Genomic DNA, 18,570 nt, shown 5'->3' on the forward strand with positions numbered 1-18,570 from the left:
GTATTACACCCCACTTGACAAGGCACGCATTATAGCGTACCTTCGTTCGCAAACGGTCATTTTGTACAAGTTTATGTTTTAGTTAACACAAACACACTTCCCTCGTTACCTCTGCCGATCCGCAGATCGTGATCTATATAAGTGATATCTAACCAGCCTTGCTGTTTATCACTGTTTATGGCAACATCAATTGCCGGAAATTTTCTACCAGCTTCAATTTGTTGGATAAAAGTTACCGGAGAATTGTATTCTATTAAACGTTGTAAGCCGATAATAGAACGCTCAAATTTAACTTGGACACGCCGACCTGAAACTGGCTCAAATTTAGCAGCAATGCTGACTAATCCTTCCAGATAAGGTAAGCCATAAATCTCAGCTATGTTGTAAACACTGGTAGTTTCTACCCGGATACACTGATAGATTTCACCTAGTTTGCATAAAGGTAGACGATCTAAGTTTAAAAGAGCCTTGCTAGTGGTGTATAGTAATCGCCAATTGCCATCTAGCAAATTACTAGCTTCCACCGGACGGGGTGTAGGATTAAAGTCTTCCAAATTGGCGATCGCAGCTAAGATAGCCTGTTTCTGTACTTCGGTCGCCAATAGACCGCGATTTGTAAGTGCGATCGCATCTATAAGAGCCGCTTTTCCCATCATCGCCTGTCACCTCAAAAATCACTCACTTTCCCTCAGCATAAACAAGATATTCATCGCCTATGTGTAGAACCATAAAAATTACTAATAATCGCTTGACGTCAGCCATACGCCTATTAAATAAAAAAATTTCTATCTGAATGCGGATTTATCAACTGAAGGGTTGAAAAGATAACTAAATAAATCCATGTCAAGTGATAGACTCTAAATGTCAACTTACGTAAACCTTTTCTTGTCCTCACTCGATATGTTGAACTCTCCATTACGTGAAGAACTCCGTAACCAACGAGCCGATGTCATCCCCCTAAAGTTAGAGTCCTCTTTGTTGGACTGGTTGCAAACCAACGGTCGGATCATCGCGCGTGACATTCACGAACCGGATTTTCAAACTGACGCAGAAGGAATAGACTCCTTAATGGGTGTAGAAGATGGAATTGGCTACGACCTTGATGATGATGATGATGACGATATAGGAATCGCTGAGGATTAGCCTTTTCAGGCTAGGGACTTGGTTGTATCCCTAGTTCCTGGTATTCAGTTTTATTAAGTGTGGAGTGAAGGGAAACTTCTGTGGACGCTAAATTATCTCCTGAGCAAGGATTAAATATTTCTGGAATCGCTCTAGCCTCTTTATTAGCCATCGGGCTAGGTACAACAGCATTTTATTTGGATTCGATCGCCAATAGGCTACCCTGGCAAAGTATGTCCTTAACCCTGCCACTATTATTATGTGCGCTGGGTTCAGGTGTCGTGGGCTATTGGGTAATACCCCTACTTCAAGCACTCAAAACTGGACAAATAATTCGCGAAGATGGACCCCAAGCCCATTTGAAAAAAGCAGGCACCCCAACAATGGGAGGTATATTTTTTGTACCTGTAGGTGTGATAATTGCCTGTATATTATCTAACTTTGCTACAGAGGTGCTTGCAGTTTCGGCATTGACAATCAGCTACGGATTGATTGGCTGGCTCGACGATTGGCAAATTCTGCGCCGGAAATCAAATAAAGGTATATCTCCCCAAACGAAACTGGCTTTGCAGGTGGGTTTTGCGGCTGTGTTTTGTGTATGGCTGATGTTTAATCAACCTTCTAATATTACAAATATTGCTTTGCCTTGGGTAAGTTTTACATTACCCTTGGGATTCTTATTCTGGCCTTTAGCAGGTTTTGTACTAGTTGCAGAAAGTAATGCAACTAATTTAACAGATGGTATTGATGGCTTGGCAGCAGGAACAGTAGCGATCGCACTTTTGGCATTAGGCGCCTTAATCGCACCTACAGCACCTGGGTTGATGGTTTTCTGTGCTGCTTTAAGTGGTGGCTGCTTAGGTTTCTTAGCCCATAATCGTAATCCAGCCCGCGTTTTCATGGGAGATACCGGTTCTTTAGCACTGGGAGGAGCTTTGGCTGCTGTAGCGCTATTGACAAACACCTTAGTAGCGCTGTTCATTCTCAGTGGTATATTCTTCGTAGAAACTCTTTCGGTGATGGCACAGGTAAGTTATTACAAAGCTACTAAAGGCCCCGATGGCAAAGGCAAGCGCCTCTTCAAAATGGCACCCTTACACCATCATTTAGAACTAACTGGCTGGTCAGAATTACAGGTGGTTGGAGTATTTTATGTCATCGCTGCTATATTGGCTGCTATCTGTTTGGCGTAGGCGCAGCCCAACCCAGGCATCGCTCCATTCTGAATCCTTTGAAAAACTAACTGCTAGAATCTAAAATGACAACTCCCACATCTTCAGGGAGTTGTTTTTTTATTAGGAATCATGAATTAAGGCTCTACCACTTCCAATACGGTTCGCTTTCAAGTTTCTACAGGTGTTGAACCTCGTAAGTTCGCTGTAGTATTTTTTAGTACTAGATTGTACTGCAAGTCTAATTAGCGTAGGCGCAGCCCAACCAAGGCATCGCCCTTGAGAAAAACTTTATGATTTACTAATCTTGTCACTATTGTCACTATTACATATCTGCTCATATGATGTAAGTCCATACAAAACTTACTGAGTACCTAGTCAGTACTTAAGTGTGGAATATAGCACTATAAACGCCCTAAAGGCGATTTCACGATAACTCATGAAGATGAAATTCCAGATTTAGTATACATTTCGATGAACCACAGAGTTATTTAGGTCTGAGGAGGATTAAGTGGATAAAAAACAAAAAAAGTCCAACAGCAACAAGATTTATCAACTGACTGTTGTTAAGTATATTTGCTATATCTTCGGGGCAAGTCTGGTAACTACCTTCACAACATTAATGGCTATTTCAGTCAATCCCGCAGTTGCTGAAGATAATATTGTTTTTCAAGAACAACAGACTCCATTTTTAGAGCAGAAAATTATTTTTGAAAAACAACAGAATGTATCTTTAACTAAATTAGCCAACACTCAAACCCAAAAAACGATTGTTTCTCCGAGAGTAAACTCTTCAAATCTCAGTCCAGCACAGATGCTTATGATCTCACCAAACCAAGGTGATCATAAAATTCTATTACAAGCTCAAACTCCCTCTGCTGACTCTCAGACTCAATTAAATGATCGTGAATTACGTCAAAGGCTAAAAATTAAGCCTTTGTTTGGAGGCATAGGTGGTAAACAAACCTATACTCCTAGCCTCAGCTTTGGCATTCCCAGTGCTTTCGGAGCTAACTGGGGAGACTTTTTCGTGCAAGCAGCAGGAGCAACTCGCAAAGAGCGCAATGGCAATGGTGGTTTGGATGGGAGTATCAGTGCGGGTTTTGGTTTGGGAGATAGCCAGAAGTCAATCGGTTTAGAAGTCGCCTTCAACGAAGGTAGTATCAAAAACTTTGGTGATAATGGAAGTTTCGATCTCAAAGCCCACCGTGTTATCTATGCTGGTACTACCAATCAAGTTGCGGCTGCTGTTGGCTGGAATACCTTTGCCCAGTATGGGAATGAAGGAGTGGCTGATTCTAGTGTCTATGGTGAAGTTACAAGTGTCTCCCTGTTGCAACCTACCAATGCTCAAAATCAGATGCCATTGGCACTTACCGTAGGAGTGGGAGGCGGCAACTTCCGTTCAGGAAATGACGAAGTTGGGATATTTGGAGGCGTGGGTTTGCAAGTTCATCCTCAAGTAGGTATCGGTGCATCTTGGAGTGGAGTAGCTTTAAACGCTGGGGTTTCTTTCGTTCCTGTTCAAACTATTCCTCTGACGATTCAGCTTCAAGGTTTAGACCTGACGGATCGGACTGCTGGTGGTAGTGCCGTACTTTTGAGTGTCAGCTATGGTTTCAATTTCTTGCCCAAGTAAATCCCTTTATTTTGAGAGAATCACTATGATCAAAATCAAGTCTCTAATCCTTGCTCTGAGTCTGAGTCCTCTGCTTTTGAGTGCTTGGCAATTGCCAAACCAAGCCATCCCTCTCCCGATCGGGCAGACGGACAGTCAGGGAATCAGTGGTCATACAAGTGGTAATAACTCCGGTGCCTCAAGTGGTACTATTTTTTCAGTGCCTGTCACTCTTCAAAATGGTGGCACAACAAAATTTGGCAACATTACAGTGACTAATAGTGGTGGAATATTTAAAATTACTGTGCCGCCAGATATTCAAAAAATTCTGAATACATCTGCACAAAACGCTGTTGCGACCTTACAAACTGGCGGTTTCACAGAACAACAACTTGCAGCTTTGGTTGGGGCGGTGGCTCCTCTAATTGTGAATCGCACTGAAGCGCCAGTTCCTGGTCGGGTTTTTGTAATTGTGAATACTACTCAAGCGCTAGTTCCTGGTGGGGGATCGTTGTTAACAGGTAGTGGTCAGAGAGAAAGTTTTTCCACTCTAGCGGCTGCCATTGGATATGTAAGGACTGCAATTACTACACTACGTGTCAAAGGCTCTATTTCTGTTCAAATTGGTGGTAACGCAACTATACTTCCTCTTCAAGCCCAAACCCTTAATAGTTCATTAATAGAAACTGTAAGAAAGGTTGTTACATTCAAGAAACCTAATGGGGAAATACTTAATTTTGAAATAGTTGGTCCACGGGATAAGGCTAATAATGCAGACATTATTCTAGCATTTGTGTTGGCAGCCGGAGTTGATCCTAGTGCTGCGAATACTTCCATAAGGCTGGGGTTAGCAGGGGCTGATGCTCTATCCACAACCGATTTAATCTTGAGCCTCAACGGTCTAGTAACAAACCAGAACGATGTCAATCTGACTAAACTCAATCAGGCAATTAATGCCTACAATACCATTGTAGACAAAGCTAATACAAATTCCCTAAGAGCTTTGAATAATACTCCTGAATTTACCAATATTGGAGGGTTATTGCGAAATACCAGAGCGCCTCTAAATTAAAGGCTCCAATTATAAGGGGAGCGGTAGAATCTGAATTAATTATAAGTATTTGCATACTCAATAACCCGATTCTTCCCTGTTCGCTTTGCCTCAAGCATCGCTTGATCTGCCCGATTCAGAAAATCCTTAATTGTAATCCCTGGTTCTGATACAGCTATTCCAAAGGAAGCGGTGATCCTTTCGAGGATCTGATCGCCGTCCTTCAATTGCATTTGTTCAACATCTAGCCTTAGTTGTTCTACTCGTTTCCTGAGTGTTTCTAGCGTCATATTAGGCATGACAATTACAAATTCTTCACCACCCCATCTGCAAGCAATGTCAAAGGAGCGAATAGATTTTAACAGCAGTTTTGCTAATCCCTTAAGAACAATGTTGGCAGTCACATGCCCATAGCGCGAGTTGTAAGATTTGAAGTTATCGATATCAAGGAAAATAACACTCAGAGGTTGTCCCAACCGTTCAGCTTCCGCTAGCCTCTGTTCCGTTATGGTTTGCATATAGTTTTGATTGAATAGTTGGGTCATCCCATCCCGCAAGTTATCATGGGTTAGACGTTGTTTTATCGATAGATTATTCAGTGCAAAGCCTAATGTTCTAGCAATAATCTCACTAATTTCTTGATCTTCTGGGCTGATTTCTTCAAGCGCATGGATGTGTAAAATGCCAACTACTTCGCCTTGTCCAAACAAAGGAATACACAAATGTGCGCCACTAACAGGCTGTATTAAGTGGCTGCACATCAGTCCTGAGTTACGAGGCAATAAAAGGTTGAATTTCGCTCTCCGCAATGCCCAACACTCAGATTGTGAAAATATTTCTTTACTGCTTTTTTCGCCTCCCCAAATACTATTCATTTGAACATAATTCTTGGAATTAGAAATTATACATATACAACCACTCATATTAGGAAACAGCTTGGAACAGGTTAAAGCTACCACTTTATATACCTCATCTTCAGACTCGCAAGAATAAAGCATATCCGCCATATCTGAGAGATATATAAGTTCTCGTTTTTTTGCCTCTAATTTCAGTGTTTTTTCTTCTAAGTTCTGATTTAGGTTAGTGAGCGATCGCTCTGCTTCTATGGATTCTGTAATATCGATACTGAACCCACCGATGCGGTTAGCGCCCGTTGCGTAATCGATAAAGGGAAACTTAAACGATAACCAGTAGGACGACTGATCATTACCAGGTGTCTTTACCTCTTCAATCAGCTTCAAGGGGCGTAGAGTCTTCAAAACGAATTGATCATTTTCCATTACCTGCCGCCCCTGTTCTGGATCTGGCAAGAATTCAATATCCGTTTTCCCCAACCATTTTTGTGAATCTATCGAAAATCTAGACTGTAGCTCCTGGTTGTAGTAGAGCATTCTAGATTGCTCATCTTTGATATAGGCTGCAAATGGCCCATGATCTAGAAATAGCCGTTGCATCTGCTGGCTGCGTTCAAGTTCGCGGTTATCTTCTTGATATCTGGCGATCGCCTCGACAATTTGATAAGCGGTTGGCATCAGGTAGAGTAAAGCAGACAAGGAAATAAACGCCATTACATCAAGTACCCCCAAGTGCAACAGCGACACTGGCGAATGTGGCTCAAATACTGCCAGAAGGTGATGAAATCCGCAAAATAGTACAAATCCACCTGATAAGAAAAAGGCTAGCCAAAACTTAGAAGGGATAGTTGTCTTAGTTTTGGCAAAGAAAACCCCTATTACTGTAGGGATGCCAAAGTATGAAAATGCAGTGATGCCGTGAGCAATCATCCAATTCCACTGAATAGGCTCCATTGCTGACCTGATATGAATATTTCATCCGTTTCACTATAATTCTAGATAGGCTAAAAATGTAATGATAGAAGTGATGAGTTCAATGCATGATGTGTTAGTTTTACAAAAGTTATTATAGTAACGTTCTGAAAGGCTGCTCATTTCACCCCCCGACAAACCTGACTTACCAAGTGAGTGAGTTCCGGCAAAATCAATTTTTCCATCGCTAGTCGCACAGCATTACTGGAACCAGGAAGCGAGAAGATTAATTTATTTTGATAAACACCAGCAACGGCGCGAGAAGCGATCGCCCGCGAACCAATTTCTTGATAACTTAAAAAACGAAATAACTCACCAAATCCCGGTAAGGTTTTCTCCAGCAACTTTTCAATGGCATCGTAGGTGGTATCTCTTGGTGCAATACCTGTACCACCATTGAAAATTACAGCATCTAAATTTAAGCTTTTACCAAGATTTTCTATCTGCCCTTGAATTTGTGTTGGTTCATCTTTGATAATCGTATAGGCTCCTACAGTATGGTTAGTACCAAGGAGTAATTGCTGAATTAGCTGGCCACTTTTGTCTGTTTTAAAAGTGCGTGTATCGCTGACAGTAACCACAGCGCAAGTTACCGTAATTATCGGCGAGTCTGGGTGGGGTTGTTGTGTCATCGGTTAAGCTTTCAACTTTTGATAACGAGTAATTTGACATGGGAAATAGCACATTGGACATGAAAATAATTACTTATGCCCAATGCCCAATGCCCTATGCCCTATTTTTCAGCTTTGCTCAGTCCCAGATCGTTTTCTTCAGCATACCGCTCCATGAAGCGCATAAAGCGATCCCATTCTTGGGCTGATTTCATCACGTAAAGTGCTTCTAATTCTTCCGGTTTCCCGTTAACAAATTTAGCCTTAACTTCACGGGTAACTATTTCCCCTTCTTCGTCAATCAAGTACATCCCGGTAATATCTTCGGTGCTACTTTGATCTAAAATCTTTGGATTCGTAAAAATAAACGTCGCTGTACCACTATCGCCAGTGCGCGATCGCGTCAAGCGCACCTCTGGAATTACTTCTTCGTCAAGACCTTTAGAAAACTGGATTTTCGCCATGATGAATGAATTTAAACTTTTGTGATGGTTAATTTAATATTCTCTCACCAATTAGAACTGCACTGTACTATAGGCTAGTGTGATTATTTTTTAGTATATATACTTAAAATACCTCTTTTTCAAGTATCAAAGTCACAGGGCCATCGTTTTCAATTGTAACTTGCATCATTGCACCAAATTGACCTGTTTCCACCTGCAAACCGCTAGCTCTTAACTTGGTAACAAAACGATTATACAAATCTTCTGCTGATTGGGGAGTGGCTGAACGGTCAAAAGAAGGACGGCGACCTTTGCGACAGTCCCCGTAAAGGGTAAACTGACTGACTACTAACAAATCGCCGCTAATTTCTTGTACAGATTTTTGCCAACGGTTGTCTCCTTCCTCGTCAGGAAACAGCCGCAATTCCAAGCACTTACGCACCATCCAGTCGATTTCAGTATCAGTATCGGTATTGGCAATACCCACAAGTAAATTTAGCCCCCGCCCAATTTTGCCGACAATTTCACCGTTAACGGTAACTTGAGATGATTTAACTCGCTGGATAACAACGCGCATTTTACAGCAATTTTCAGGTAAATAGACCACAGTGGTTGAACCTTCTCGTAGGCATCATCTTCGGTAAGATAATTTACAGTAAGAGCCATTGCAAGCAGGGTATCAACCATACCACCAAAGCTTAAACCGTTTTCATCTGGTGCAAAGATTGGTTTTGTGAACAGAAAGCTTGCCCATAAATTCCTGTGGTTGGAAAGATCAGTAATCACTTCTTCGCCATCAAACTCATTGAACCGACGCTGCCAAACCAAGGCTGCAAAGAGTTCTTGAGGAGAATAGGATTGAGCAATCGATTGAATTTTGGCTAAGTCAAGCATCGCATTTACGGGAAGTAGTATTTTTAACAAAACATTTGTAACTACCCTTGCAGTTTATTTACCCAGTGGCTGCTATTCTTATAGTTACTTCGGTCTGTCATAGCAGATAGATTATCCTCGATAATGATTTTCATTTATTAGCGCTCATATACCTCGTGGTAATGTGGGTGCTTTTACTTTATCCCCTGATCGCAAAAACTGTTCGGTTTAATTTTTAGGCGATGTCTGGTGTTTGGTACACTAAGCTGACACTGAAGCTTTAACTTGACTAAAACGGCGATCGCGACTTTGGTAGCTCAACAAAACCTGATAAAATGCTTCTCTAGACTATCAGAAATAAGAACCCCACCCCGCCAAAGCTACGCTTTGTCTCCCTGCCCCGCAAGCAAGGAGGGGATTAAGGCTGGGGTGTTTGGGACTTTTGCAAAAGGTCTTCTGTTAAAATCTGGCCAAAGGATATCGGTAAAATACAGCGATCGCACTTTGTTTTGTCAGTCGGCTAAAGTCGGCAATTTTATCTTATGCAGTTGGAAAAGTTGGGTAAAAAGTTGGTTATAGAAAATTTGGGTTTCAAATATCCTCTAAGACAACTTTACAAAGTTAGAAGAGAGAATTGCAGAGAATGTGGCGAAATTGTTAGAAGAAGGGTAGATAAAAGTTGAGTAACAAGATAAATCATGAACGCTTATAAAACATATATCACCATTTCAGATCCAAAGCAGTTAGTATTATCTGATTTACCATTTCAAGCAGGACAGAGAGTTGAGGTGATTATTTTGGCAGATGATAATCAAAGGGTTACTTTAGCAGAAGAATTAAAAAAGTTATTCAAAGAAATACAAGCGATACACGCAGATAATCCCTTGACTGAGGAAGAAATAGCAGCAGAAATTGAAGCTTATAGACGGGGAGAATGAAAATTATTATTGATACTAATATTGTTGTCTCTGCTGCTATAGCTGATAAAAATCCAGAGGCAGTAATTTTATTTGTGATTGCTAATTCTGCTTTTGAGTGGGTTGTATCGGCAGACATTGTAGCAGAGTATAAGGAAGTTTTAAAGCGTCCTCGTTTAAAATTAACTGAGGCACAATACGAAAGATGGGTTTATTTAATTGATTCAGTGACAACACTAATTAATGTGGATGTGGAGGTTGATTTTCCCAGAGATAGGAAAGATGCAAAGTTTTTAACTTGTGCTATTGCAGCCGGGGCAGATTTTTTTATTACAGGTGATGCTGATTTTAATGAAGCGCAAACTTTGTTAAACACAACTATTATTTCTCTGTCTTTATTTAAAAGATTAGTTTGTGATGTGAGGGAATAAGCTTCAATCTGGTAGGGTGCGTAAGATAGCGGCATAACACATAGTATAAAACTAAGCGATCGCACTTCGTTTTGTCAGTCGCTTGAAGTCGGCAGTTTTATATGATGTAGTTTGAAGAGTCGGGGAAAAAGTCGGCTATATATGTAGCTATTTTTACATACTAAAGCTTGTATTGGTGCGCTATGCTAGTCTGTAACTCCATTTGCACGTATTTAAGATAAGTGAAAATCCACTACATACAACATAGTTAACACTAGTATAGTATATATGTATTGTATAGAGGTTTATCAAGTATGAAGGTCTACGATATATACTCAAAACGCCAAAAAAGACTTATGGGAGAATTCCTTGATGTTTATCGATATGACTATATCTCTAAACAGCTTCGCGTACAAATTATTCATATTCTGAACGATGCTATAGGTGAGCATAGAAATCTGCAAACAATACAGAGCTTCCAGAATATACACGATATTTTATGCCGTGAACATGGCAAATTATGGCTTAAAAAAATATTGAGCAATGGTTACATCCAAGATGTATAGGAATCATATTTGATTTTTGAACAAAATTAGGTATTGTAGGGTGTGTTAGAACGCAGTTCGTAACGCACCAAACCGTTGATGATGGTGCGTTACGCTGTCGCTAACACACCCTACGTATCTTTTCAGAAATCAAATACTAGTCCTATATTTGATTTTATGTTGGAAACTAAGGTCATAGAAGAGATACTTGATGTTGTAGAGTTAAGCTTTGAATTGATTGATAGAGCATACAGGGATGATAGCTTACGATGTATAACTAAATCAAAAATTACACCTGATGAAGCAATTAAAGAATTGAACTATAGATTTAGAGAACACGGGGTAGGCTATCAGTATGAGTCAGGTGAAATTATTAGAGTTGACTCTCAAATAATCCACGCTGAAGCAGTGAAGCCAGTTTTAGAATTACTAAGTGATACACGATTTCAAGGAGCAAATGAGGAATTTTTGAAAGCACACGAACATTATCGGCATGGACGATACAAGGAATGCCTTGTTGAATGCCTCAAATCTTTCGAGAGTACTATGAAAACTATTTGTGATATTCGAGGCTGGATTTATCAACCTGGAGATCCGGCGAAAAATCTTATTAATGTTTGCTTCCAGAACAATTTGATTCAACCTTACTTACAGACTCAATTTACCTCACTAAAATCAAATCTTGAAAGTGGAGTTCCTACTATGAGAAATAAAAATGCAGGTCATGGTCAAGGTTCTCAGCCACTTACTGTTCCACAATACTTTGCTGCTTACCAGCTTCATCTCACAGCAAGTACAATTCTATTTTTGCTAGAAGCCGAGAAGTCCTTATCTTAATACTAATGCTTTGCTTATTCTGGAAGTTCCCCAAATTGTTGACGATAACGCTCAAGTTGTTTTTGCGCTAGTTCAAGCTATTCTTCTGAAGTTTGATAGCGATTTCTTTGTTGGTCATACCAATACAAAACCTGACGCTGGATATTACCAGAGATGTATTGCGATCGCCCGATTCCCAAACTAATTTCTGGCATCCAAAATGGTTCACCAATTTGCAATTGATAGCTACCATCTACTAAGCGATAAACTTCAAAGGGTTGGTGGCGAAGCTCCGAAGGAGCCGCTTCGCTAACGCATTGCCAATACTCTAGATTGTAAATAATGTAGTATAGTACACCTAACTTGGCATAAATGTCTAATTTCTTATCGTATTCTCCACCCGGAGTTAAAGAGACAATTTCCAAAGCCAAGATAGGTACAATGTAGTCTTCTTCCCAGAGGAGATAACTTTTACGAGATTTCCCTGCCTTGGGGCGTTCTACACCCAAGCTCAAAATCCGTCTGGTACAATTGGCACAAGTGGACTAACCCCTGTGGTATGGTAAACGCCCATATCCACGCTGAAAAACCAGTCATTACGGTTTGCCCAAATATATTGCAGCAAGAAGAGAAGCAAGTTAGGAATAAAGTTCTGGTCTTCGTTATCCACAGGGGTATCGTCTGAACAAGGAAGTTCAGCACTGCTAGGCAATTGACGGGGGTCTGATTTCACCATAAGTAATGATGGTGCTGGAGTGACCTATTGACTTTTATTGTATTAGAACACAAGTCTCTAAAGTTGCAAGAGTCGGAAAAAAAGTGCGATCGCTATCGACTTAAGTGGAAATTATTTTTACAAGCGATGGCACATCCTCCATAAAGAGCGATATCTGACGACAAACCGAGCAAGCTTCTACACTTTTGTAAAAGAATTTAGGGATTGTCACACTAAGTTCGTCTGATTGCCGATAATAGTAAAAGTAACCCTTCAGCAATTTACCGTTGTACTCTATCAGTAAATCCTAACTATATTTTTAACCATGACTACGCAAACACTACATCCACCAGAAGTTTATCAAGGTCAGTTTGGGGAATTTACAATTACTCAGAGCGATCGCACTGGCGTAATTATCTACCGCGCTGGGTTAATGGTAGCAGCACTGAGCTTTGCCATAGGTAGCGCTTTAGTTTTGCTCAACAATAACCCGACTGTTTTTACCGCACTTACACCTCTATATGCTTGTTTTAGTCTCGCTCTTGGTGTAAGTTTATTTACTATTCATATCTACATGGCATCAATGCACCGAATGTTGCAAGTTTTTTGGGCGATCGGTACTATAGCATCAGTGATTCTAGCAATCTCTAGTAGTAAACCTTTGGCTCTCACTGTTTACAATCAGCCTCTTACCTTATTTGGAGTTGGTTTTATCTTCGTTGCTTTGACAGGTATTTATTTTAAAGAGGCTTTTTGTTTCAATCGCCTGGAAACCAAAGTATTAACCTTAATAGTCCCGCTACTATTATTAGGACATTTGGTGCGAGTTTTACCAATTCAGGGGGAAAGTGTTTTATTAGGAATTTGGGCGACGTTATTTTTGGTGTTTGCGCTGCGAAAGACAGTGCAAGCAATTCCTGCTGATATTGGAGATAAGTCTGTCTTCACCTACTTGAAAGAGCAACGTTTAGCTAAGGTTTAATGCAGACCAAAAATCGCCGGCGTCAAAATTTTCCTAAGATAAAACTAATAAAACGCCAAGAAATGTGGACACTTACGGCTCAGGGGTGGGCGATTGCGATCGCTTTGATCGCTTCTTTGATATTTTTCACTATTACTCATATACACTCTTTTCTTGCCGTAACTTCCCCGATCAAATCAGCAGAAGTATTAGTTGTGGAAGGATGGCTACCAGATTACGCTATAGAAGAAGCATTGACTGAATTTAAAAACGGTTCTTATCGTCAAATAATTAGTACCGGAGGTACATTAGGAAAAGGAAGTTATCTGACTGGATACAATAACTTTGCAGATGTGTCAGTTGCCACCTTCATCAAACTCGGTTTAGAAGCAGAAAAAGTGGTAGCTGTTCCAACACCTTTCGTGATTAAGGATCGTAGTTATGCATCTGCTGCTGAATTTTATCGCTGGCTATCCAATTCCAATTTACAGGTAGAATCAATTAATCTTTTTTCTTTGGATGTTCATACCCGTAGAAGTTGGCTAATTTTCAAAAAATTACTGAATCCTGATATCAAAGTTGGTGTGATTGCTGCCAAAACGCAAGATTACAATCCAGAGAAATGGTGGGGTTCTAGCCAAGGTGTACGGACAATGCTTGATGAAGCGATCGCTTATATTTATGCTCGGTTTTTGAATTGGAAAGACTAAAGGTGATAATTCGTAATTCGTAATTCGTAATTCCCAGATATCCGACTTCTTTGAGAACTCGGATATCTATCTAGAGAGCGTTTTATGTTTAATTAGATTGACCTACTTATACCAATTCTGTATGAAGATGCGCCAAAATATGAGGTGGGTGCATTTGGTAAAAGCATTATGGGTATGAGATTGCTTATTGAGATTGAAGAGAGCCAAGAAGAATTGGAAAAAGCCCTTAAATATGTCACACAAGCAAGTAGTAAAGAACGCCTACAAATGCTCTACTGGTTAAAAAGTGGACAAGTGACAAGTAGGCAGGCGCTCGCAGAGCGTCTAGGACGTGACCAAGCAACCATAACTCGTTGGATAAGAAAGTATAAGAATGGGGGACGAGAAGGCTTACTGTCAGTGAAACAAGCCCCAGGTAAAAAGCCGATTGTTCAAGGAGAAAACTTGGAGCGTTTAAAACAAAGATTGTGCCAGCCACAAGGATTTCACAGCTATAGTCAAATTCAACAATGGCTCAATACTGAATTAGGACTAAACATAGCGTATAAAACGGTGTATCAGCTAGTTCGCTATCAACTGCAAGCCAAATTGAAAGTTCCTCGTACTCAAAGCACTAAACAGCACCCTCTAAGTCAGTCTCACTTTAAAAAAAACTTCCCTTAGCACTCAAGTTTTTGCAGTCAGAATTTGGAGATTCTAAGCGCCTAAGGTATCTGTGTGAAGACGAAACTCGTTTAGGACTCAAAACAATTACTGGACGTTTAATTACTGCAAAAGGAATTAAACCTTTAGGACAAAGCCAGTGGCGGCGTGAGAATTTTTATTTGTACGGTGTTGTAGAGCCGCTTAGTGGCTATAGCTTTTTCTACGAGTTTCCCTACCTCAATGCTGATTGTTTCCAACACTTTTTGGAATTAGTATCTGCCGAGCTTGGTGATGATATCGCGGTTATCCAGTTTGATCAAGGGTCGTTTCACAAAGCCAAAACTCTTGATTATCCTGATAACATTATCCCGATTTTTCAACCTCCACACTCTCCTGAACTCAACCCAATTGAGCGTTTTTGGGAACTTCTCAAATCAAAACTCCAATGGGAAAACTGTAAAACTCTTGCACAATTACAGCAGAAGTTAACTGACGTTCTCAAAGCAATTACACCTGAAATGATTGCTTGTGTAACTTCCTACGACTTTATCCTTGAAGCTTTATTTAGCGCAGCTTCATAAAGAATTGGTATTACCCAGGATTTGTAATAATGCTTGTCGATAAATTTTTAGACCCTCTGCATTCAGATGGTCGCCATCACTGGTCAAATTTTCTTTGAGAACATTATTTTCATACAAGGGTGCTAGTCCTGCGGCTGCAACTGGCACTTTTTCGGTTTCAGCAACTCGATTAATCAGAACATTAATTTGCTCAACTTTAGGAAGTGGGGCTGATACAGTTGCATCTAAGCTTGCTGCAACTGTTGAATAAAAAGCCGGAATCAGAAAAATCTCTTTATTTCCCATTGTGCGGATAAGTGCGATCGCCTCTTGCAAGTTTTTGCTAAATAATTCATCACTAATTCCATACCAAGCATCATTTCCACCTATGGCAATAATCGCTTTTTCACATTTCACCTTGGTAGGAATTAAACTTTTCAGTTGTTCCAGTAAAGAGATTGTACTCAGACCATTTAACCCAAAATTAAAATTACCACTCCCAAGGGTATTACCAAGTTCAGCCGAAATAGAATCGCCAAATAAACAACCTGAGAACTGTTTACCTTGGGTAGCAAGTATCTGATATTGTAGTGCAATTTGCCCTAAAGGTGAAGAACTTACATTGTCTTTTGGAGGTGCATCAGCAGAACTAGAAGATGAATTTGCCATGCTGATTAGCTTCTGAATTTTTGACACGTCAACAACTAGTTGATTACTAGGATAGGCTTCTAGAAAGCTGATTACTCCTAGACCTTCTGGTGATTTTGCTCCTAAGATAATGGCAGCTCGTAGGGCTTGTATACTGCCTTGATCAGGACGGGCGATCGCGGAGCGTGCCGGAAAGACAGTCCCTTGGGAAGCAAAAGATAAAATTTGCTTGCCTATTCCTGTATTTATCAGCTTATCTAAAGCCGCAATATCAAGAGGCATTTTCACCTGAAGAGTATCTCGGAACTTCTGTTTATCCTTAGCGCTGAGATAACCTAAGAAAGATTGCAGATCGGCAGAAACCTTTTGCGTCTCGGCATAGTTGCGTATATCTGCCACCGGGATCGATTGCTCAAACAATCCATACCTGAAAACAATCTTTTCGGCAGCCAAACTCGGCAACAAACCAAAGACACTATGCAGCAGTAAAAATATTAAGCACCCAGATAGGCATATTAAAAGACGATAGAAATATTTCATCACAGAAGATAGTCGAATAGTCAATAGTCAATAGTCAATGGTCAAGAGTCAATAGTCAAGAGTTAAGAGTCAATATTTAATACTAAAAGGCTCAATTTTCAACCTCAAAAGCTCAACTTCCATGTTTTACAGCAGAATTCAAGTATTTGAACCACATCTGTCATAGGGGCACAGCAATGCTGTGCCCTTACTGCGTGGTCTATTTACCTAAAAATAGCTGTAAGAAACTTTGCCATCTCCTCCACTCCCCCTTTATATCAACAGTCAGCCCTAATTTGGGAATACTTAATCCAGTAGGCGTGAGGATGGAACCGTGGTAGAAGAAGGAGCATATTGGCTAGCTTGGACGCAAATTTCTGGAATTGGCCCGGTATTACTGCGACGGCTGCAACAGCATTTTGGTACACTGGCAACGGCTTGGAACGCTACCAAGGTACAGTTAGGAGAAGTAGAGGGTTTTGGTTTTCAGACACTAGAAAAAGTAGTACAACAGCGATCGCGTTTGCACCCAGAACAACTATTCATCAAGCACCAGCAGGAAAATTCCCATTTCTGGACACCAGCAGATGCCGATTATCCCCGCTTATTGCTGGAAACTCCAAGTCCGCCACCGATTTTATACTATCGCGGTGAAGTCGAACTCCAAGAAAATCTCGGACAAAAACCGATGGTTGGGATTGTCGGAACACGCCAACCCTCAGAATACGGCATCCGTTGGACTCACCAAATTAGTACAGCTTTGGCTAAAAATGGCTTTACAGTTGTTTCTGGGATGGCAGAGGGAATTGACACAGAAAGCCACGTCGCCGCCATGAAAGCAGGTGGACGCACGATCGCAGTTTTAGGAACTGGTATAGATGTCATCTATCCACATAAAAATCGGGATCTCTACAAGCAAATTTTGACAGCCGGGTTAGTCGTGAGTGAGTACCCCACAAAAACCCCACCCGATCGCACTCACTTTCCCCGCCGCAACCGGATTATTGCAGGTTTAAGCCGCGCCATCCTGGTAATGGAAGCAAGGCTTCGCCTTCTGGATATCCAAGCCTTCTAATGGTTACTATACGGGCTTTTGGGGCTACTTGGCTATTCGGTGGCTATTTTGGTAAAAGCAAAAGCAGGTACAGTTGGTATTGAGAAGTACAGGGGTCACTATAGACTCAGATTACCCAGAGCGATCGCTAATGGTTCCAGTCGCTACATATCCACTGGGTTAGCCATTGATGACCCCAGTAGTCTTAAGCAAGCCCAGAGATTAGCCTGGGACATTGAGGACAGTATAGCCAAGGGCAGATTTGACCCAAGCGGCTACAAGGCAACCACTAAAACCCAACTAACACCACAGTTAACCCTTAGTGAACTTTGGCAGCTATTTAGTGATCACAAGAAAACCTCGGTAGCAATATCGACCCACCATAAGATTTATGAAGGCACTTGGAAGCGCTTAATAGCTACAGTACCCCATCAGTCCCCTGATGATGCCGAGGCTGTTAGGGACTGGATAATGAGAAACAGGCCACCCAGTACCGCTAGGCAGGTAATAATACATCTGAGCGCCTGTATGGACTGGGCTAAGTCTCAGGGACTAATAGCGACCAATAAGTTTACTGGGTTATCTAAAAGCATTAAGGTGGCCAAGGGGCATCATATTGACCCATTTACTCACTCGGAAATGTTAGCTATCCTTGAGTCTTTCCAGGGTAGCCATTATGAATCATTTGTGCGCTTTCTGTTTCTGACTGGTTGCAGGACTGGTGAAGCGATCGCCCTACAGTGGAAACAGATGACCCCAGACTACCGCAGTATTACCATAAATGCTACTTATTACCTTGAGTTAAAAACTAGGAAGCCTACCAAGACTAAGAAAGCCCGGATAATCCCTTGTAACCCACAGTTGATTAGATTGCTTCAGGGGTTAACCAGAGGCACACCGACTGATCAGGTATTCCCTAGCCTCAAAGGATGTGTCATAAATAATCATAACTTTCTATTGTATCACTGGCGACCTAAAATAACCCAGTTGATTGAACAGGGGCTAGTCGATCGCTACAGGCCAGCATACAACACCAGACACACTGCGATCACTAGAATGCTAGAGTCTGGTTTGACTTCTGCTGAGGTCGCCAGGGTGGTTGGGAATAGCCCTAGAGTCATTACGGAACACTACGCGGGGGTTAGTAGGAACATAGTACTACCAGAGTTTTAAGGGCTATCTGACTGTATTTAGGTATCAGAGTCTGGACTATTTTGTAATCCTATAAATATTACTTTCTTCAGAGTTCTTAAACCTCCCGGTTAACCCCAGGAGGTTTTTCTTTAGGTCTATTTGACTATATTAGGATATCTAGTTGACTATATTAGGACACATGGATTATTTTTATGGCTAA

At 41.0% G+C, this 18,570-nt stretch carries 20 protein-coding genes and 2 pseudogenes; 13 read left to right on the plus strand and 9 right to left on the minus strand.

Annotation, left to right across the window (positions count from 1 at the left end):
* Positions 1 to 71: 71 nt before the first annotated feature.
* On the minus strand, positions 72 to 656 hold the full coding sequence (locus V7K36_RS16345) for a PAP/fibrillin family protein (protein WP_334827657.1): 585 nt from the start codon (positions 654 to 656) through the stop codon (positions 72 to 74).
* A 244-nt stretch (positions 657 to 900) separates the two neighbouring features.
* Here V7K36_RS16345 and V7K36_RS16350 point away from each other — a divergent pair, with 244 nt between their 5' ends.
* The 4 genes from V7K36_RS16350 (at position 901) to V7K36_RS16365 (ending at position 4,984) form a co-directional block, all read left to right on the plus strand.
* Positions 901 to 1,143 (plus strand): DUF3134 domain-containing protein, encoded by a 243-nt coding sequence (locus V7K36_RS16350; protein WP_335117402.1) that lies wholly within the window; start codon positions 901 to 903, stop codon positions 1,141 to 1,143.
* An 80-nt stretch (positions 1,144 to 1,223) separates the two neighbouring features.
* Positions 1,224 to 2,315: a phospho-N-acetylmuramoyl-pentapeptide-transferase gene (mraY, locus tag V7K36_RS16355; RefSeq protein ID WP_335117403.1), complete on the plus strand. Its 1,092-nt coding sequence runs from the start codon at positions 1,224 to 1,226 to the stop codon at positions 2,313 to 2,315.
* A 490-nt stretch (positions 2,316 to 2,805) separates the two neighbouring features.
* Positions 2,806 to 3,933: a hypothetical protein gene (locus tag V7K36_RS16360; protein ID WP_335117405.1), complete on the plus strand. Its 1,128-nt coding sequence runs from the start codon at positions 2,806 to 2,808 to the stop codon at positions 3,931 to 3,933.
* Between the two features lie 25 nt (positions 3,934 to 3,958).
* On the plus strand, positions 3,959 to 4,984 hold the full coding sequence (locus V7K36_RS16365; RefSeq protein ID WP_335117407.1) for a hypothetical protein: 1,026 nt from the start codon (positions 3,959 to 3,961) through the stop codon (positions 4,982 to 4,984).
* A gap of 35 nt (positions 4,985 to 5,019) precedes the next feature.
* On the opposite strand, the gene V7K36_RS16370 is transcribed toward V7K36_RS16365, so the two are convergent.
* From V7K36_RS16370 to V7K36_RS16390, 5 genes are all read right to left on the minus strand, one after another.
* Positions 5,020 to 6,771, minus strand: a complete 1,752-nt coding sequence (locus V7K36_RS16370; RefSeq protein ID WP_335117409.1) for a sensor domain-containing diguanylate cyclase — start codon at positions 6,769 to 6,771, stop codon at positions 5,020 to 5,022.
* A gap of 137 nt (positions 6,772 to 6,908) precedes the next feature.
* Positions 6,909 to 7,421 carry a MogA/MoaB family molybdenum cofactor biosynthesis protein gene (locus tag V7K36_RS16375; protein ID WP_335117412.1) on the minus strand — a complete coding sequence of 171 codons (513 nt, stop codon included), beginning with the start codon at positions 7,419 to 7,421 and terminating at the stop codon, positions 6,909 to 6,911.
* A gap of 101 nt (positions 7,422 to 7,522) precedes the next feature.
* Positions 7,523 to 7,864, minus strand: a complete 342-nt coding sequence (psb28, locus tag V7K36_RS16380) for a photosystem II reaction center protein Psb28 (RefSeq protein ID WP_335117414.1) — start codon at positions 7,862 to 7,864, stop codon at positions 7,523 to 7,525.
* Positions 7,865 to 7,967: 103 nt separating this feature from the next.
* Positions 7,968 to 8,420 (minus strand): D-aminoacyl-tRNA deacylase, encoded by a 453-nt coding sequence (gene dtd / locus V7K36_RS16385; protein ID WP_335117416.1) that lies wholly within the window; start codon positions 8,418 to 8,420, stop codon positions 7,968 to 7,970.
* Positions 8,339 to 8,737, minus strand: coding sequence for a hypothetical protein (locus V7K36_RS16390; protein WP_335117418.1), 399 nt, complete (start codon positions 8,735 to 8,737; stop codon positions 8,339 to 8,341). The genes dtd and V7K36_RS16390 overlap by 82 nt, the downstream gene beginning before the upstream one ends.
* A gap of 677 nt (positions 8,738 to 9,414) precedes the next feature.
* Between V7K36_RS16390 and V7K36_RS16395 the strand changes: the two genes are divergently transcribed.
* The 3 genes and pseudogenes from V7K36_RS16395 (at position 9,415) to V7K36_RS16405 (ending at position 11,425) form a co-directional block, all read left to right on the plus strand.
* Positions 9,415 to 9,654, plus strand: coding sequence for a hypothetical protein (locus V7K36_RS16395; RefSeq protein WP_335117420.1), 240 nt, complete (start codon positions 9,415 to 9,417; stop codon positions 9,652 to 9,654).
* On the plus strand, positions 9,651 to 10,064 hold the full coding sequence (locus V7K36_RS16400; RefSeq protein WP_335117422.1) for a putative toxin-antitoxin system toxin component, PIN family: 414 nt from the start codon (positions 9,651 to 9,653) through the stop codon (positions 10,062 to 10,064). Before V7K36_RS16395 ends, V7K36_RS16400 begins: the two co-directional genes overlap by 4 nt.
* A gap of 293 nt (positions 10,065 to 10,357) precedes the next feature.
* Positions 10,358 to 11,425 (plus strand): annotated as a pseudogene (locus tag V7K36_RS16405) (STM4504/CBY_0614 family protein).
* Between the two features lie 77 nt (positions 11,426 to 11,502).
* On the opposite strand, the gene V7K36_RS34150 reads toward V7K36_RS16405, so the two are convergent.
* Positions 11,503 to 11,919, minus strand: a complete 417-nt coding sequence (locus tag V7K36_RS34150; RefSeq protein ID WP_442948471.1) for a Uma2 family endonuclease — start codon at positions 11,917 to 11,919, stop codon at positions 11,503 to 11,505.
* Entirely contained in the window at positions 11,916 to 12,140 is a 225-nt protein-coding gene (locus tag V7K36_RS34155; protein ID WP_442948472.1) for a hypothetical protein, read from the minus strand. Before V7K36_RS34155 ends, V7K36_RS34150 begins: the two co-directional genes overlap by 4 nt.
* Before the next feature lie 304 nt (positions 12,141 to 12,444).
* Here V7K36_RS34155 and V7K36_RS16415 point away from each other — a divergent pair, with 304 nt between their 5' ends.
* The 4 genes from V7K36_RS16415 (at position 12,445) to V7K36_RS16430 (ending at position 15,016) form a co-directional block, all read left to right on the plus strand.
* Positions 12,445 to 13,101: a DUF2301 domain-containing membrane protein gene (locus V7K36_RS16415; RefSeq protein WP_335117424.1), complete on the plus strand. Its 657-nt coding sequence runs from the start codon at positions 12,445 to 12,447 to the stop codon at positions 13,099 to 13,101.
* Positions 13,101 to 13,790 carry a YdcF family protein gene (locus V7K36_RS16420; protein ID WP_335117426.1) on the plus strand — a complete coding sequence of 230 codons (690 nt, stop codon included), beginning with the start codon at positions 13,101 to 13,103 and terminating at the stop codon, positions 13,788 to 13,790. The genes V7K36_RS16415 and V7K36_RS16420 overlap by 1 nt, the downstream gene beginning before the upstream one ends.
* 168 nt (positions 13,791 to 13,958) lie before the next feature.
* Positions 13,959 to 14,453, plus strand: coding sequence for a helix-turn-helix domain-containing protein (locus tag V7K36_RS16425; protein ID WP_335117429.1), 495 nt, complete (start codon positions 13,959 to 13,961; stop codon positions 14,451 to 14,453).
* A gap of 11 nt (positions 14,454 to 14,464) precedes the next feature.
* Positions 14,465 to 15,016, plus strand: coding sequence for an IS630 family transposase (locus V7K36_RS16430; RefSeq protein ID WP_335117432.1), 552 nt, complete (start codon positions 14,465 to 14,467; stop codon positions 15,014 to 15,016).
* Here V7K36_RS16430 and V7K36_RS16435 read toward each other — a convergent pair.
* The gene (locus tag V7K36_RS16435) at positions 15,011 to 16,207 is read right to left on the minus strand and encodes an alpha/beta hydrolase (protein ID WP_335117434.1); all 1,197 of its coding nucleotides are present in this window, start codon (positions 16,205 to 16,207) and stop codon (positions 15,011 to 15,013) included. The two genes, V7K36_RS16430 and V7K36_RS16435, sit on opposite strands and share 6 nt — an antisense overlap.
* 289 nt (positions 16,208 to 16,496) lie before the next feature.
* Here V7K36_RS16435 and dprA point away from each other — a divergent pair.
* Together dprA and V7K36_RS16445 are read left to right on the plus strand one after the other, a co-directional pair.
* Positions 16,497 to 17,213, plus strand: a pseudogene (gene dprA / locus V7K36_RS16440) (DNA-processing protein DprA); the annotation flags it as partial.
* A 63-nt stretch (positions 17,214 to 17,276) separates the two neighbouring features.
* Positions 17,277 to 18,389, plus strand: a complete 1,113-nt coding sequence (locus V7K36_RS16445; protein ID WP_335117436.1) for a site-specific integrase — start codon at positions 17,277 to 17,279, stop codon at positions 18,387 to 18,389.
* Positions 18,390 to 18,570 lie beyond the last annotated feature (181 nt).

The organism is Nostoc sp. (assembly GCF_036919555.1).
GTDB lineage: Bacteria > Cyanobacteriota > Cyanobacteriia > Cyanobacteriales > Nostocaceae > Nostoc.

Coding starts and splice junctions, on each gene's coding strand:
- V7K36_RS16345 (WP_334827657.1), bottom strand. CDS start 656: ATGATGGGAAAAGCGGCTCTTATAGATGCGATCGCACTTACAAATCGC.
- V7K36_RS16350 (WP_335117402.1), top strand. CDS start 901: ATGTTGAACTCTCCATTACGTGAAGAACTCCGTAACCAACGAGCCGAT.
- V7K36_RS16365 (WP_335117407.1), top strand. CDS start 3,959: ATGATCAAAATCAAGTCTCTAATCCTTGCTCTGAGTCTGAGTCCTCTG.
- V7K36_RS16370 (WP_335117409.1), bottom strand. CDS start 6,771: ATGGAGCCTATTCAGTGGAATTGGATGATTGCTCACGGCATCACTGCA.
- V7K36_RS16375 (WP_335117412.1), bottom strand. CDS start 7,421: ATGACACAACAACCCCACCCAGACTCGCCGATAATTACGGTAACTTGC.
- psb28 (WP_335117414.1), bottom strand. CDS start 7,864: ATGGCGAAAATCCAGTTTTCTAAAGGTCTTGACGAAGAAGTAATTCCA.
- dtd (WP_335117416.1), bottom strand. CDS start 8,420: ATGCGCGTTGTTATCCAGCGAGTTAAATCATCTCAAGTTACCGTTAAC.
- V7K36_RS16390 (WP_335117418.1), bottom strand. CDS start 8,737: ATGCTTGACTTAGCCAAAATTCAATCGATTGCTCAATCCTATTCTCCT.
- V7K36_RS16395 (WP_335117420.1), top strand. CDS start 9,415: ATGAACGCTTATAAAACATATATCACCATTTCAGATCCAAAGCAGTTA.
- V7K36_RS16400 (WP_335117422.1), top strand. CDS start 9,651: ATGAAAATTATTATTGATACTAATATTGTTGTCTCTGCTGCTATAGCT.
- V7K36_RS34155 (WP_442948472.1), bottom strand. CDS start 12,140: ATGGTGAAATCAGACCCCCGTCAATTGCCTAGCAGTGCTGAACTTCCT.
- V7K36_RS16415 (WP_335117424.1), top strand. CDS start 12,445: ATGACTACGCAAACACTACATCCACCAGAAGTTTATCAAGGTCAGTTT.
- V7K36_RS16420 (WP_335117426.1), top strand. CDS start 13,101: ATGCAGACCAAAAATCGCCGGCGTCAAAATTTTCCTAAGATAAAACTA.
- V7K36_RS16425 (WP_335117429.1), top strand. CDS start 13,959: ATGGGTATGAGATTGCTTATTGAGATTGAAGAGAGCCAAGAAGAATTG.